Annotated in this window: 13 protein-coding genes; 11 read left to right on the forward strand and 2 right to left on the reverse strand. The window is 72.9% G+C overall.

The features are described 5' to 3' along the window. The first annotated feature begins 3 nt into the window (after positions 1–3). From WMF33_RS10695 to WMF33_RS10710, 4 genes are all read left to right on the forward strand, one after another. Positions 4–1,662: a transglutaminase-like domain-containing protein gene (locus WMF33_RS10695; protein ID WP_437337046.1), complete on the forward strand. Its 1,659-nt coding sequence runs from the start codon at positions 4–6 to the stop codon at positions 1,660–1,662. Continuing rightward, positions 1,659–2,105 (forward strand): NUDIX hydrolase, encoded by a 447-nt coding sequence (locus WMF33_RS10700; protein ID WP_437337047.1) that lies wholly within the window; start codon positions 1,659–1,661, stop codon positions 2,103–2,105. The genes WMF33_RS10695 and WMF33_RS10700 overlap by 4 nt, the downstream gene beginning before the upstream one ends. Positions 2,106–2,240: 135 nt before the next feature. Further along, positions 2,241–2,588, forward strand: a complete 348-nt coding sequence (locus WMF33_RS10705; protein ID WP_437337048.1) for a hypothetical protein — start codon at positions 2,241–2,243, stop codon at positions 2,586–2,588. 151 nt (positions 2,589–2,739) lie between these two features. Next, entirely contained in the window at positions 2,740–3,537 is a 798-nt protein-coding gene (locus WMF33_RS10710) for a TetR/AcrR family transcriptional regulator (protein WP_437337049.1), read from the forward strand. Between the two features lie 9 nt (positions 3,538–3,546). Here the strand turns inward: WMF33_RS10710 and WMF33_RS10715 are convergent, their stop codons facing one another. Then, entirely contained in the window at positions 3,547–5,550 is a 2,004-nt protein-coding gene (locus tag WMF33_RS10715; protein ID WP_437337050.1) for a C1 family peptidase, read from the reverse strand. A 134-nt stretch (positions 5,551–5,684) separates the two neighbouring features. Here WMF33_RS10715 and WMF33_RS10720 point away from each other — a divergent pair, with 134 nt between their 5' ends. The 4 genes from WMF33_RS10720 (at position 5,685) to WMF33_RS10735 (ending at position 10,565) form a co-directional block, all read left to right on the forward strand. After that, positions 5,685–6,803, forward strand: a complete 1,119-nt coding sequence (locus tag WMF33_RS10720) for a geranylgeranyl pyrophosphate synthase (RefSeq protein WP_437337051.1) — start codon at positions 5,685–5,687, stop codon at positions 6,801–6,803. A gap of 89 nt (positions 6,804–6,892) precedes the next feature. Next, entirely contained in the window at positions 6,893–7,114 is a 222-nt protein-coding gene (locus WMF33_RS10725; protein WP_044985711.1) for a Franean1_4349 family RiPP, read from the forward strand. A gap of 2 nt (positions 7,115–7,116) precedes the next feature. After that, a complete protein-coding gene (locus tag WMF33_RS10730; protein WP_437337052.1) occupies positions 7,117–9,129 on the forward strand; it encodes a hypothetical protein in 2,013 nt (670 codons plus the stop codon). After that, positions 9,126–10,565, forward strand: a complete 1,440-nt coding sequence (locus WMF33_RS10735) for an adenylate/guanylate cyclase domain-containing protein (protein ID WP_437337053.1) — start codon at positions 9,126–9,128, stop codon at positions 10,563–10,565. Before WMF33_RS10730 ends, WMF33_RS10735 begins: the two co-directional genes overlap by 4 nt. 42 nt (positions 10,566–10,607) lie before the next feature. Here WMF33_RS10735 and WMF33_RS10740 read toward each other — a convergent pair whose 3' ends face one another. Continuing rightward, positions 10,608–12,317, reverse strand: a complete 1,710-nt coding sequence (locus WMF33_RS10740) for a hypothetical protein (RefSeq protein ID WP_061625773.1) — start codon at positions 12,315–12,317, stop codon at positions 10,608–10,610. A 494-nt stretch (positions 12,318–12,811) separates the two neighbouring features. Here WMF33_RS10740 and WMF33_RS10745 point away from each other — a divergent pair, with 494 nt between their 5' ends. From WMF33_RS10745 to WMF33_RS10755, 3 genes are all read left to right on the forward strand, one after another. Then, positions 12,812–13,198: a response regulator gene (locus tag WMF33_RS10745; RefSeq protein WP_437337054.1), complete on the forward strand. Its 387-nt coding sequence runs from the start codon at positions 12,812–12,814 to the stop codon at positions 13,196–13,198. A 503-nt stretch (positions 13,199–13,701) separates the two neighbouring features. Next, a complete protein-coding gene (locus WMF33_RS10750; RefSeq protein WP_437337055.1) occupies positions 13,702–14,058 on the forward strand; it encodes a response regulator in 357 nt (118 codons plus the stop codon). 7 nt (positions 14,059–14,065) lie between these two features. Then, positions 14,066–14,419, forward strand: coding sequence for a gamma-glutamylcyclotransferase family protein (locus WMF33_RS10755; protein ID WP_437337056.1), 354 nt, complete (start codon positions 14,066–14,068; stop codon positions 14,417–14,419). Positions 14,420–14,421 lie beyond the last annotated feature (2 nt).

A 14,421-nucleotide genomic window follows, 5' to 3' on the forward strand; every position in this document is an offset into this window, starting at 1 on the left:
CTGATGTCCGCTCCGGTCGCGCGCCCGCGCCCTGCTGCTCTGCCCGCTGTCTCCGCCTCCCGGCGCCGGCTCGGCGGCTGGGCGCGCGGCCTGCTCGTGTTCGCGCTCGCCTGCGCCGTGTCGCCGCTCGCGGACGCGCAGGTGTCGCTCCTCCACGAGTTCATCGCGCCGGACCCCGCGGAGGACGTCTCGCTCGCCACGACCACGCTCGACGGAGGGCTCCCGGCCGCGATCCAGACGCCGAGCGGCCTGGCCACGGCGCCCGATCCGCAGCGCCCGCCGTCGAACCAGCAGCAGGTCTACAGCACCGTCGGCTCCGACGCCGGCCCCGAGGCCTCCTACGAGCCGGATCGCGACACCCGCCGGCCGAACATCGAGCGCTACGACGACCCGTTCTCCCCGGCGACCGCGCCGTTCAAGCGGCTGCAGGCCTACGACGCCGTCAGGGCGGACTACTCGCTCGTCGTCCGCGATCGGAGCCTGAAGGCGGTCGAGGTCGGCGGCAAGGTCGCGGCGGGCGACGAGGCGTTCTACGGGGACATCGCGGTCGACCTCGTGCCGAACGAGCCGGTCCGGATCCCGACGGTCGGGCCGGACACGCGGCTCGTGCGGGTGCACGTGAACCCCGACACGCCCGTGGTCGTGCTGCGCGACGGCGCCGACAACTGGTTCGTGCGCGGCACGAAGAGCGCGCGCGTCCGGCTCATCGTGCAGCTCGCGATCGCCCGCGCGACCTTCGGCAGCGATTTCGCCGAGGTCGACTGGGGCAAGCTCGCGCCGTTCCGCCCGCCGCAGGAGCCCTCCCACGACGCGGCGTTCAAGCAGGTCGCCCAGGCGATCGGCATCTCGACGGCGATGCGGCCGCGCGAGGTCGTGCAGAGGATGGTCGAGTACTTCCGGTCGTTCGCCCCGTCGGACGACCCGCCCAAGGGGCACGGGGACATCTACCTCGATCTCGCGCTGTCGCGAAAAGGCGTCTGCCGCCATCGCGCCTTCGCGTTCCTCGTCACGGCCCTGCACATCGGGATCCCCGCGCGGATGGTCGTCAACGAGGCGCACGCCTGGGTCGAGGTCTTCGACGGCTCGCTCTGGCATCGCATCGACCTCGGGGGCGCCGCCCTCAACATGGACCAGGAGGTCGATCCGAGCCGCCCGCCGTACGTGCCGCCGCCGGACCCCTACAGCTGGCCGGAGCAGCGCGACTCGGGCCAGGACCTCGCCGATCGGACGCGCGCCGAGCAGACGCAGCAGAGGCCGCCCGGCCCAGGCGGCGCCGGCTCCGCCAGCGCCGGCGCGCCGCCGCCTCCGCCCCCGCCGGCGCCCACCCCCACGAGCGACGCGGCCGAGCGCGCCGCGGCGCGCACCGACGTGGCCGTGACCGCGCTCGACAGGGAAATCCGCCGCGGGTTTCCGCTCCACCTGCAGGGCCAGGTGAGCAGCGACGGGGCGCCGTGCGGTCACGTGCGCGTCGACGTGATCCTGACGGGGAACGCGGCGCCGCAGGGCCTGACGATCGGCTCGCTGTCGACCGATGAGCGCGGCCGCTACGACGGGGCCGTGATCATCCCCGGCGATGTCGCGCTCGGCGACTACGAGCTCGCGGTCGCGACGCCGGGCGACGCCCGCTGCAAGGCCGGCCGCACCGAGGCCGCCGCGCCGTGAGCGACGCGCCGGGACGCGCCCTGGAGCCCCCGCGCGTGGCGGTCGGCGCCGTCGTGATCGAGCGCCGCCCGGGCGCGTCCGACGCGCCGCGCGTGCTCCTCATCCGGCGCGCCCGCCCGCCGCTCGAGGGCTCCTGGTCGCTCCCCGGCGGACGCGTGGAGCCGGGAGAGCGGCTCGCGGACGCCCTCGCCCGCGAGATCCGCGAGGAGACGGGCCTCGAGATCCGCGTCGGCCCCCTCGTGGAGGTCGTGGAGATCGTGGCGACTCCGTACCATTACGTGATCCTCGATTACCTGTGCGAGTCGACCGGCGGCGTCCTCTCTCCCGGAGACGACGCCTCCGACGCGGCCTTCGTGCCGATCCCCGAGCTGCCCGCCCATGGCCTCACCGACGTCGCGCTCCGCGTGATCCACCGGGCCCTGGCCATGGCGACCGCGGGCTGAGGCCGCGCGATCCAGGGAGAGCCCGACTTGGCGCAGCCCGCGCCGAGGCGGGATGTCGTCCGAGGAGCGACTCTCCACGTTGTGCTCCGGCGTTCGGCAGTAGCAGCGTTATTTTACCGTCCCATCGCTCACGACATGCGCGTCGACGGCGTTAGGTTTCACGTGGGTGCCGGGATGAGCGCTGGTCCAGCCATGGTGAAGGGCATGGTGGTTGTCGTGGCGGCGACCCTGCTGTCTGCTCCTCAGTGCTTCGCGCGGCCCGGAAACGACGGCGCTGGGCTCTTCGCGTTGCCCGCGCCCCGCGCATTGCGCGCCGCCGCGCCGCCCGGCGCGCAGGGCGGCGCGGCCGAGGACCCGGGCGGGCTCGCGGCGCGCATCGCGCGGGCGCTCTCAAGGACCGTCCAGCGGGCGGTGCGCTCGGGCGTCGCCCCGATGTTCCTCGGTCTGCACGGGTTCGGTGTGACCGTGTCCGGTGAAATGTGATGAGCGCGGCTACCCGCGATAGCGCGATGGCCGGCTGAGCGAGCGCGCGGCGCGCGAGCGCTGACGACGCGATCGTGAAATCGAATTCGCACGCGATTGCCGCGGCGTCTGCATTGCGGCGCTTCTGGAGACATCGTAAACCGAGAAGTCGATGAGCTCGACGCGAAGAGCGCGGAAGGAGGAGCAGAAGGAGGAGCGGCGGAGGATCATCATCGACGCAGCCTGGCAGCTGTTCCAGGAGACGCCGTATCTCGAGGTGACCATGGCGCAGGTCGCCGAGCGCACGCGGCTCGCCAAGGGAACCCTCTACCTCTATTTCACCACCAAAGAGGAGCTCTTCCTCGCCGTGGTCGATCAAGAGCTCGCGAAGTGGTTCCATGAGGTGGATATCCGCCTGACGCATCTCGGCGCCTCCCAGGGCGAGGAGGCCGCGGCGCGCCCCCGGGCGCCGCGCGCCCGACGCGGCGCGCCCGCGGCGCCCGGCGCGGGTGCCGCGGGCAGCATCGCCTCGATCCTGTCGGCGACCCTCGTGGCGCGCGACGCGATGACGCGCTTGCTCTCCATCCTTCACAGCGTCCTCGAGCAGAACGTCAGCTACGAGGCTGCCCTCCGCTTCAAGGTCTCCCTCGTCGCCAACATCGAGCGCACCGGGACGCTGCTCGAGCGGTGTCTGCCGTCGCTCGCGCCAGGGCAGGGCGGCCCGATCCTCATCCGCATGTATGCCCTGCTCATCGGCATGCGCCAGGTCTGCGACCCCAGCGACGTGATCCGCGATATCCGCAGCCGGCCCGATATGGGCCTTTTCCGGATCAACTTCGGCGAGGAGATCCGGGCCTCGTTTGCCATCCTCCTGAGCGGAGCGCTCGCGCCGCAGCTCGCGCCCGAGCGGCTCGGCGCCCCCCCCCTCCACGGGATCACCTCGGCCGAGCGGCGGCGCCCGGAGGGGTGAGGGGCGCGCTCACCACGGATCCCGCGCCGACATCGGCGGCAGGTGATCGGCGAACGGCTGGTTGAGGATGCGGGCGATGACGGACTTCCACGTGGTCGCGTCGTTCTCGAAGTCCTCGTGCCGCCGCGCCTCCGAGCCGTGGGGAGGGGGCCTCGTGTTGGGCCCCTTGATCCACTCCGCCCGCGGAAACACGGTGGGCCGATCATCCCGGTTCTCCGTGAGGAGCGCGAGGACGTCGGCGTTCTCCGGGTCGAGGAGCCCCGCCTCCATGCCGAGCAGCGAGACGCCGCTCGTGCCGGGCACCCGCGGGCGCCGCTCGAGCGCGTTCGAGACCAGGTAGAGCAGCGACCTGCCGTAGACCTCGCAGTGGTCCTGGAGCTCCGCCTCGTCCGTGAGCGTGAACAGCGCGAACCTCCGGACCATGCCGCTCTTGATCGGCGGCATGTACGTGTCGCGGAACGCGTCGAGGGCGCTCGCCGGAGCGAGCAGGGACAGCGACTCGATCGGGAGCCCGAGCCCGAGCTGACCCCGCATCGGGCCGCCCTCGATCCGCTTGCCCTTCTCCGCGGTGACCAGCTGCACGAGCGGCGCGAGCAGGAACGTGCCGCTGGAGTGGGCGACCAGGTGGAGCTCGATCCTCGGGTCCTGGTCCATCAGCGACGCGAGGCGGCTGATCATCTCGCGGACGCCGCCGTGATCGGCGTCCATGGTCGCGTCGCCCGCGGCGAGCTTCATGCGATCCCACTCGGCCTTGCCGCCCATGCGCCGGACGAGCGGCTCCAGGGCGTCGTCGCGGCGATCGATCATGAACCCGAACGCCCTGGGATCATAGCCGTCGTGGCGGCGGCCCTCGGTGGCGCGGTGGAGGATCTCGAGGAGGCGCGGGTAGTGGTCGGTCTCCCAGAGCAGCTCGATGGGGTAGATCTCGTGGCCGAGCAGCTTCGGCCGGAGGCGCGACATCCGGTTGATCCCGTCGATCTGCCGGCGCAGCCCGCCGCCCGCGATGAGCACGAGCCGGCGGCGCCTCCAGCTCTCGGTCGCGCTCATGAAGTCTTCTTCCATGATGATGCGGACGTCCTCCGAGGACGTGCCGTAGGCCCCGCGCTGCTGGAGCTGACCGTGCATGTCGACGCTGATGAGGTGCGGCCTCAGGCTCGCGAACGTCCGGCTCGTGGAGGCGAGCGGGCGCAGCGAGCGCGGCTGGTTCAGGCGGATGGGGACGCCGAGCCGCCCGACCCACGCGTCGAAGCCGTACTGGAGCCAGTCGTCGTAGCAGAGCCGCCCGAAGCCGCTCTTGCCCCAGCCGAGCCCCCAGGAGTTCTGGAGCCAAAAGCCCTCCGCGTCATACCCCACGATCGCGAAGGCGTGGCCGCCCCAGGGGGCGATGAACGGGTTCGTCTTGTCGACCGGCGGGATGATGCCGTTCTTCTGGGTCCCGTAATACCAGCCATTGAAGGGGATGAGCGCCGAGGCCGCGATGATCCCGACCTCCGCGAGGGCGTTGTGCATCGCCGGGAGGTCCTTGTGGTTCACACGTTGATACAGGCCGAGCGGCCGGAGCATCGCGTCCGTGGCGCGCTCCGGCGTGAGCGTGCCGTGGAGATCGTTCGGGTCCCACGGCCATTGCTCATAAGAGCAAATACCGTGTTTGTGCCAGCCCTTCATGGCGCCCCTCAGGCTGGAGCCCCTCGCGTCGTCCTCGCCCGGGTACTCGTCGTAGCGGCGCGCCATCGTGTACACCATGTTCTGGCTCACGAGGCCGTACTCCGGGGAGACCTTGCGCTTGCGCAGCAGGAAGTGGGCCACGGTGGCGACGGTGAAGCCGGTGCAGCCGTTGTTCCTGCCCTGGTCGAGCACGGGCACGCCGTGGTCCATGAAGCGCTCCGGGGGCATGACCGGAGGCACCTCGATCATCGTGGGCCGATAAAGGGTGTCGCGGAAATCGAGGACGTCAGCGCGGGCGTCGGTCGTGATGTCCCCGTGACGCTCGGCGAAACGCTCGGAGTCGATCATGGTTTCCGATCTCGTGAAGTCGCCGAGTGTCGCACGGGCGGCGCTCCTGGCAAAGTCGGCTGCGCTCGCCCCTCGGACGAGCCTGCTCGTGCTAGCGTCGCCCGTGCGGCGCCGCCGCGCCGTCGAGAGGTGGGATGAACGAGGATAGCCGCGCAGAGCGAGGGGGCGAGGGCGCGCAGGGCAACGTCGTCGACGTCGTCGACGTTAGGGCGCGGCTCGAGGCCGAGGTGCTGCGGCGACTCGCGTCGTTCCGAGGCCGGCTCGGGGGCGAGCTCGGCGCGCTGTTCGATGAGCTCGCCGCGCGCCTCCGGCTCTTCGAGGGCGAGCCGGGCGAGGGCTACTTCTCCCACCCGGCCGCGCTGCCGGTGCTCGAGCTGCCGCTCTGGGTCGCGACGCGGCCGGGCGGCCCGGCGCCCGCCGCCGACGCCGGATCGCAGGCGATCCCGCCGCTCGCGGTCGAGCTCGCCGAGGCCGCGGCGGTCGGGTACCTGCACGTCCGCATCGAAGACGACCTGCTGGACGAGGGGGTCGGCGAGCCCGGGGCGGCGGTGCTCCTGTCCGGAGCGCTGTTCGCCCGCCACCAGGCGCTGCTCGCCCGCTCGCTGCCCGGCGGGAGCCCGTTCTGGGATCTCTTCGAGGAGGTGTGGCTCGGGTACGGCGAGGCGATGCTCCTCGAGCGGCGGCTGCACCAGGGCGCAGGCCCGCGCGACGCCGCCACGTTCCGGCGGGTGCTCGCCCGCTCGCGACCGCTGGTGCTCCCCGCGGCCGCGGCCCTGTTCGCGCTGTCGCAGGCCGAGCGCCTCGCGGCGCTCGAGGAGTTCGTCGCGGCGCTCGCCGCGGCGCACCAGCTGTTCGTGGACCTGCTCCACGCCGAGAAGGATCGCGCGCTCGGGAACGCGACGTACGTGCTCGCCCGGCTCGGCGCGCAGGTCGAGGCGAGGGACGCGGGGCGGCCTCGGCCGGACGGCGCCGTCCCCGCCGGGGGCGAGCCGCGCCACGATCCGGCGGGGCGCGGCGCGGCGGCCCTGCGCGCGCAGCTGTTCGCGCGCGGCGGCTTCGACGCCATCCTGGAGGAGGCGCGTTGTGAGCTCGCTCGCGCCGAGGTCGCCGCCGGGGCGCTCGGGCTGCCGGAGGCCGCGCGCTTCTGCGGGGAGCGCGCGCGGTACATGACCGAGATCCAGCGGCGCGTATTCCGCGCGTTCTTCGGCGCGCTGGCGGGCGAGCCCGCCGCGAGCGGCGGCGCGCCGCGGTGAGCCGGCGCCCGGGCGCGCGCGGCGCGCCTGCTGGTACTTGCTAGCCGTTTGCAGGTCTCCTAGCCTCCCGAGCGAGAAAGCGAGGAGTCGTGACGTCGAAGAAAACAGAGGCAGAGCTCATTGGTCGTGCCGTTGTGGATTCGAGCTTCCGCCAGCAGCTCCTTGCCGATCCCGACCGCACCATCGACGCGGAGGGGTACGAGGTCGGGCCGGAGACGCTCCAGCGCATCCGCGACGCCGCGACCTCGACGCCCGAAGCGGTCGATGCGGCCATCGCGGCCGCGGCGCGTGAGGGCGGGGTCGGTATGTGACGTTGTCTCCTGCGTCAGGGGCGACCGCCGTCTGGCCCTGGCTCGACGCGGACGACAAGGTGGCGTGCGAGCGCTCCTGGTCCGCGCTGCTGTCCGCGGGGGCGCTCCAGCGCGGTGACGCGGCCTGGGGCGCGCCCGCGATCGAACGCGGCGTGGGCGCGCCGCCGGGGCGCAGCATCCCGTGGGCCAGCTGGGCGCTCCGGCTGTGCGGCCGCGTGTCGGCGCCCGCCGCGGCGGCCGACGCCGCCGTGGCGGTCGCCGCCGTGGCCGCCGGCGGCGTCGAGGGCGCTCCGGACGCGCTCGCGCGGGGCGCGCTCGCGGCGCGCCTGCTCGCGCGTCACGCGGGCGAGGCGCGCGCGGGCTGCTGGCTCGTGGACCTGGGCGGGCTCGCGGAGGCCTCGTGGCCCCGCAACCCGGTCGTCGCGGGCGTCGCCGGCGCGGCGCCGGACGCCGCGGCGGGGCGCGCAGGCGCCGCCGGCTCGCGCGAGGTCGTCGCCCTCTGGACGGCGCCCGCGCTCGTCGCCGGCGACGATCTCGCGCCTGCGCGCCGCTTCGGAGAGGCCGTGGCCGAGCCGCTCTGGCTCCTCGACGGGCTCGCGCGCCTCTGGCTCGATCCGGCCGCGCCGGACCTCGCGGCGCCGACGCTCACGCCGCTCTTCGCGCTCTGGCTCGGCGGCGCGGATCTCGCTCCTCCGCTGCTCCGCGCGCTCGCGGGCGAGCGCGCGTCCCCCGTGCGCCGCCGCGAGATCCACGGCCTGCTCGCGGCGCGCCCGTACCGGGCCGCGCTCGCCGCGCGGGCGGGGGGCGCGCTCGCGTCGGCCCGCGCGGCGGCGGCCGGCGCGCCTCGCGCGCGCTCGACCGAGCGCGGCCTCGCCGAGGCGCAGCTCGAGTTCGTCGACGCGCTCGCCGAGCGCTTCCGCTTCTTCGAGGGGCTGATGGCGTTCCGCGATCTGCTCGGCGCCGGCGCGGCGCCCGCGCCGCTGCGGCCGCAGGGCGACCGCGCGCCGCGCGAGGACGCGGGCGCGGATCTGGAGGCGGCGGTCGCGTTCCTCGCGGAGGCGGCGCCGTGGTCGGAGTCCTGGGAGGTGCAGCGCTTCGGCGTGCTCGGGTCGCGCGAGCAGCCGGTCGGCCACTGGTTCGTGCGGGCGACGATCCTGAAGGCGCTGCTCGAGATCGGGGACGCCGGGCGCGACGTCCGCGCCGACGCCGCGGCGCTGCTCGACGAGATCCCGGCCGGAGAGCTCCGCTACTTCGGCGCGTTCCGCGATCTCCCGCCGGACGCCGACGACCTCGCGATCATGCTCCAGCTGGTCGCCGAGACGGGCGCCGCCCGGGATCGCGCCGAGACGTGGATCGAGGTCATGCTGGCCAACGTGGGCGACGATGGCGCCGTGCCGACCTGGTTTTACCGCGGGCCGTCGGGGCCGACCACGCCCGGCGCGGCGTGGGCCGGCGACGACTGCACGGCGGTCCGGCTGAACCTGCTCGCGGGCCTGCTCTCGTTCGACGCGGCGCGGTTCGCGCGGCTCATCGACGACAACGCGCGGCGCGTGCTCGGCGCCGCCGCGGAGGGCGGCATCGAGGGCGCGTGCTTCTACGACGCCGCGTACACGGACCTCGCGTTCCTCCGCTTCGCGCGCCTCTACCGGGAGCGCGCGGGGGAGGCGCCGCGGGCCGCCGACGTCGCCGCGGTCGAGGCCGCGATCCTGTCGCGGATGCTCGGAGCGCAGCGGCTCGACGGCGGCTTCGGGACGCCGCTCGGCACGGCCGCGTGCCTCGAGGGCGCGGCGATGGCGGCGTCGCCGGATCCGCTGCTCCTGGAGCGGGGGCTGCGGTACCTCGGCGAGCGCCAGCTCGTGGATGGGTCCTGGCCGGCCGAGCCGCTCTACCGGGCGCCGATGAAGCGCGGACGCGAGGGGCACCACCAGGGCAGGGCGCTGACGACCGCGCTCTGCGCCCGCGGGCTCGCCGCGGCGTGGTCCCGGCTCGAGCGCGGAGGGGAGCGGCGCGCATGAACATCGAGAAGTCGCCGGAGATCGTGCGGATCCTCCAGGCGCAGGAGATGCGCGGCGAGCAGATCGTGAACCACGTCCGGTTCGTGTTCGCGCTGCTGTCCGCCTACACGTTCGCGCACGTGTGGACGGTCAACACGCCGGCCGCGAACCAGATCTTCGCGATCCAGATCGGCGGGTACCTCGCGTTCTCGCTCTTGCTCTACGCGTTCTTCCGCCTGCGCCCCAACGCCTACGCGGGCTGGCTCAAGTACGTGAGCATCTTCGTCGACCTCGCGCTCCTGACGCTCACGGCGCTGGCGACGGCGAGGAACCACTCGGGGATGATCGAGTACTTCTCGAGCTACCTCGCGACCGTCTACGTGCTCTGGAACCTGATGTCGGGCTTCCGCTACAGCCTCGCGGCGTGCCTGTACTCGGCGGGGCTGTCGGTCCTCTTCAACTCGATCGTGCTCGCGATCACGGTCTACACCGGCGCGATCCCGATCAGCCCGGTGTCCGTCTACGGGCAGAACGCCATCAACATCGCGGACCAGTGCCAGCAGGTCCTGTTCATCGCGCTCCCGGGCGTCGTCGCCGGCATCATCGCGCGGATGTCGCGCAACCTGGTCCTCCGCGCCGAGCTCGAGTCGCTGGCCCGCCTCCGTCTCGAGCGCGAGAAGCAGGAGCTCGGCCGGTATCTCTCGAAGGACCTCGTCGATTTCGTCCTCTCCGACCCGGGGCGGCTCAAGCTCGGCGGCACGCGCCGGCACGTCTCGGTGATGTTCACCGACATCCGCAACTTCACGCCGCTCACCGAGTCGGTCGAGCCGGAGGCCGTGGTCTCGTTCCTGAACGAGTACTTCACGGAGATGGTCGAGATCGTGTTCCGCTACGGGGGCACCCTCGACAAGTACATCGGCGACGGCCTGATGGCGGTGTTCGGCGCGCCCCTCTCGGTCGAGGACGCGCCGAAGCGCGCCGTGATCGCGGCGATCGAGATGGTGCAGGCCCTCGAGCGCATGAACCAGCGGCAGCTCCTCGGCTGCGGCGAGATCAAGATGGGCGTCGGGATCGCGACCGGCACCGTCATCTCCGGCAACATCGGGTCGCTCCAGCGAATGGAGTACACCTGCATCGGAGATACCGTGAACACGGCCTCGCGCCTCGAGCAGTTCAACAAGGAGCTCGGCTCCAAGATCATCATCTGCCAGGCGACGTACGCGAACCTCGACGACTGCGTCCCGGCGACGCCGACCGGCGCCCTGAGCATCCGGGGCAAGAGCCGCCAGGTCCACCCCTACATCGTGGACCACCAGGAGCTCTCGTCGGCGCGCCTGGAGGAGCTCCGGCGAGAGCTCCTCTCGCGGCCCCGCCGCATGGAATCGATGCCGCCGCGGCCCGACGCCGCGCGGGCGCCCGCCGCCTTGCAGAGCACGGGGCGCGGCGGCGCGCGGTAGCGGCGCGGCGTCAGGCGGGCGTCGCGCGAAAGCGGCGCGGCGTCAGGAGGGCGTCGCTCGGAAGCGACGCACCCGGGCCGAGCCGGGGCCGCCGTCCTGCGTCGAGAGGCCGAGCGCGGTGCGCGCCGGCGCGTGCAGGCGCTGGAGGACGCGATCGAGCAGGCGGAGCGCGCCGTCGCTCATCTTCACGCCGCGCGGCGAGCGGTAGCCGAACGCGACGCCGTCCACGACCTTGTAGGCGTTCTCGGTGGGCGAGGCGGGGCGCATCTCGACGACGAGCGCGCCGTCGCGCGTCTTCATGATGACGACGATCTCGCCCGGGCGCGCGGAGGCCTCCACGAAGGTCCACCCGCCGGAGGTCGCCTCCTTGATCCCGAGCTCGAGCACGCGCTGCAGATCCTGCCCCGCGGGCGCGAGCGTCGTCGCGCCCTCGACCCGGATCTCGCCGCCCGGCGGGACCACGCCGCTGCCGAGCGGCATCGCCGGCCGCCGCATCTCGCGCGGCCCGGGGAAGGACCACATGTCCGGCGTGATCTCCCCGCCCTCGCGGTACGCCATCTCGATGAGGCGGCTGCGCTCGCGCGACAGCGCGTCCTCGGACCAGCCGAGGCACGAGCGCATCATCAGCGTGAACGGGTCGAAGCGGAGCTCGAACGACGCCGGCGCGCGCGTCATGAGGTCGTCCGGGAGGACGAGGCTGTGGAAGATGCGGACCTTGCACGGCAGCTCGCGCGCGCGCTCGAGCGTGCGGCGGAACGTGATGGGGCCGTCGCCCGGGAGGCCGAGGAGGATGTCCACCTCGATGTCCGTGAAGGTCGAGAGCTCCTCGATCACCTTCGCGAACTTCGACTCCCGGAAGGGGCGCTGCGTGCCGTCGCCGGTGTCCTTGTTGAGCGGCGGCAGCCGCGCGTCGAGCGACACGCGCGCGACGCCGCGGAGGAACTCGAGGTGCTCGTCGTGCACGTGCTCGGGATCGATCGACGCCGAGAGCGTCGCCTGCTTGAAGAAGCCGACCTGCTTCTCCGCGGCCACGAGGTTCCGGAACGCCTCCGCGTTCAGGTTGAGCGGCGCGTCCACGACCTGCGCGCCCGGGGCGCCGGCGGCGCGGAGCGCGCTCAGCTCCTCGACGAGGTAGGCCTCCGAGAAGACGCCGGCGGAGGCGTCGCCCGTCGAGATGCCGCAGGTCGGGCAGCTCATGACGCCGCCGCGACAGATCTCGATCGGCACGATGCGATCGGTCGGGAGCAACTTCATCCGGATCGCGGACGGGAGCTCGTCGGGCGCCACGTGAGGCGCTTCGCCCGTCGAGACCCAGCCGCCGGCGGTGAAGACGTGCAGCCCGGGCACGGTGCGCAGCGCCTCGGGGGAGCGATCACTCAGGCGGACGATGTTCCGGAACGTGAGCTCGTTGCCGTGCACGAGGGCGTCGATGCAGGCGGCGGCGTCGCGCCACGGCGCGAGCGCGAACATCGCGGGGCGCGCGAGGGGACCGCAGAGGACGATCGTGCGCCCCGGCCGGTTGCGCTGGAGGTGGCGCGCGACGTCGATGAACGTGGGAAAGGACCAGACGTGCGCGGCGAGGCCGACGATGTCGGCATCCACGGTCTCGACCTCGGCGACCCACGCGTCGAGATCCCTCGTCTGCGCTTCGACCACATGGATCGGCACACCGGCGAGCTCCGGATCGGCGAGCAAAGAGGCTTCGACACGACGGATTCCATGGCTGAACGGCGCTCCCCCACCGTCCGGCATGGTTGGCTCCATCGCGAGTAGCGCGACGCGGCGTTCGCCAGGCATCCATGGGAGTCTACCAGGGTGTCTCCCCCGTCGGGGAGTCCGTTCGCGCTCTCTGTTTGCTCCCAACTCCCGGTCCGCTCTGCCCGACGTCCGGGGTACGCCCTGGCTTACGTCCGGGGCCCGTCCGGAGTTGCATCCCGAGCGCGGCCGGGCTTTCATAGTGCCCGGGGCGAAAGAGGGGGAAGGACTACGCCGGATCGCCGGAGTGCGGCGATCCGTCTGTCGGGCTGCGCGCATTGTCATCGTGGACGCGGCGCGCTGCGGCGAACGCTCCGGAGCGCGTAAATCCGTTCGCCTGGGCCGCTCGTCACGCCGTGCCGTCCTCGAGGGGCCTGTGCCGCGCCGGCGACCGGCCTGCTGGGGCGCGCGCCGCGCGCTCGTCCGGCGCGGGACGGGAGGGCGCGCCGCCTGCAGAGCGGCCCCGCTTCCGAGGAAAGCCGAGGGGAGCCATGCGTGGCAAGCACGTGATCCTGGTTGCAGAGGACGACATCGACACGGCGGCGATGCTGGAGGAGCTCCTGACGCTGGAGGGGTACGAGGTCGAGCTGACCGCGACCGCGCGCGCGGCGCTCGACGCGCTCGCGGAGCGGCGCTTCCACGCGGTCCTCCTCGATCTGACGATGCCGGGCATGACGACGGACCGGTTCGTCTCCGAGATCGCGGGGCTCGGCCCGCCCTCTCCCCTGATGATCTTCTCGGCCCGCCGGCCCCACGAGATGAAGGCGATCGCCGAGCGGCTGCACGCGGCCGCGCTCATCCCGAAGCCGGTGGACATCGACGTGTTGCTGAGCACCCTCTCGAAGGTGGTGCTCGGCGCCGCGGGCGAGGCAGGTTGACGCTGCCCGCCCGATCCGCGCCGCACGCGCTGGAGCGCAGCCGCTCGGGTGGCGCCGCGCGGCTGCGCTCCAGCGCGCCGGTGGTACCCTCGCCGGCTCATGACCTGGCGGAGCACGACCGAGCCGCGCGATGCTCACCCTGGCTGGCCGCAGATCTGGCAGAGAGCGTCTTCGCCGGAGCGTCACTGTGCTGTAACATCGGGCTCGACCGCCGACGATCGAGCACGATGCGCACGCCCGAACCCCTCCTGCCAGACCCGTCCGGCGTGAGGGCCGTCGACTCCGCGCGAGTCCACGGTTCCACGGTGGCGCGCGGCGCTCGAGCGGGCTCCGTTCCGAGGCGCCCCCGCGGCGCTCCTTGCCGCAGAGAGACCTTCATGCGCGCCCTTTCTCGCAGAACAGGCCTGATCAAGCGGACCCCGAGCAGGGATTCAGGGCTTTCCCTGTTTCGCCGTGACGTCCGGCTTTCGCATAGTGGTTGATGCACCGTGCCTGCCACTCCCTTGAAGAGGATCCTCGTTGTCGATGATGATCCGGATATTCGAGAGACCCTCGCCGAGCTCCTGCAAGAGGAGGGCTACGCCGTCACGTCGGCGGCGCACGGCGGCGAGGCGCTCAGCGCGCTTCGAACGGAGCCTAAGCCCGGCCTCATCCTGCTCGACCTCATGATGCCGATCATGGATGGCTGGCAGTTCAGGGCGGAGCAGAAGAAGGACCCGGAGCTCGCCTCGATCCCGGTCGTGATCATCTCGGCGACGGGCCGCGACGAGTTCGTGTCGTCGCTCGGCGCGGCGCAGTTCCTCAAGAAGCCGATCAACCTCGAGCAGCTGCTCGCCGCGGTCGAACAGCACTGCCGGTGACGGCGCCGTGCCCCTGTTCGTCTACGGCACGCTGATGCGCGGCGAGCGCTCGCACCGGCTGCTCGGGCGCGCGCCTTTCCTCGGGGTCGCCCGCACCGCCCTGTCGTTCGAGCTCGCCGACCTCGGCGCCTACCCGGCGCTCGTGCGCGGGGGCTCGGCCGCGGTCGTCGGGGAGCTCTACGAGCCGGATCGGGAGACCCTCGCGTCGCTCGACGTCTACGAGGGCTGCCCCGACCTCTTCCGGCGCGAGATGATCGAGCTCGACGGCGGCGCGCGCTGCGAGGCGTACCTGATGCCCGCCGGCCAGGTGCTGGGGTATCCCCGCATCGCCTCGGGGGACTGGCGGGCGCGCGGGCGGTGAGC

Source organism: Sorangium sp. So ce394 (genome assembly GCF_051474665.1).
In the GTDB taxonomy this organism is placed as follows: domain Bacteria; phylum Myxococcota_A; class Polyangia; order Polyangiales; family Polyangiaceae; genus Sorangium; species Sorangium cellulosum_D.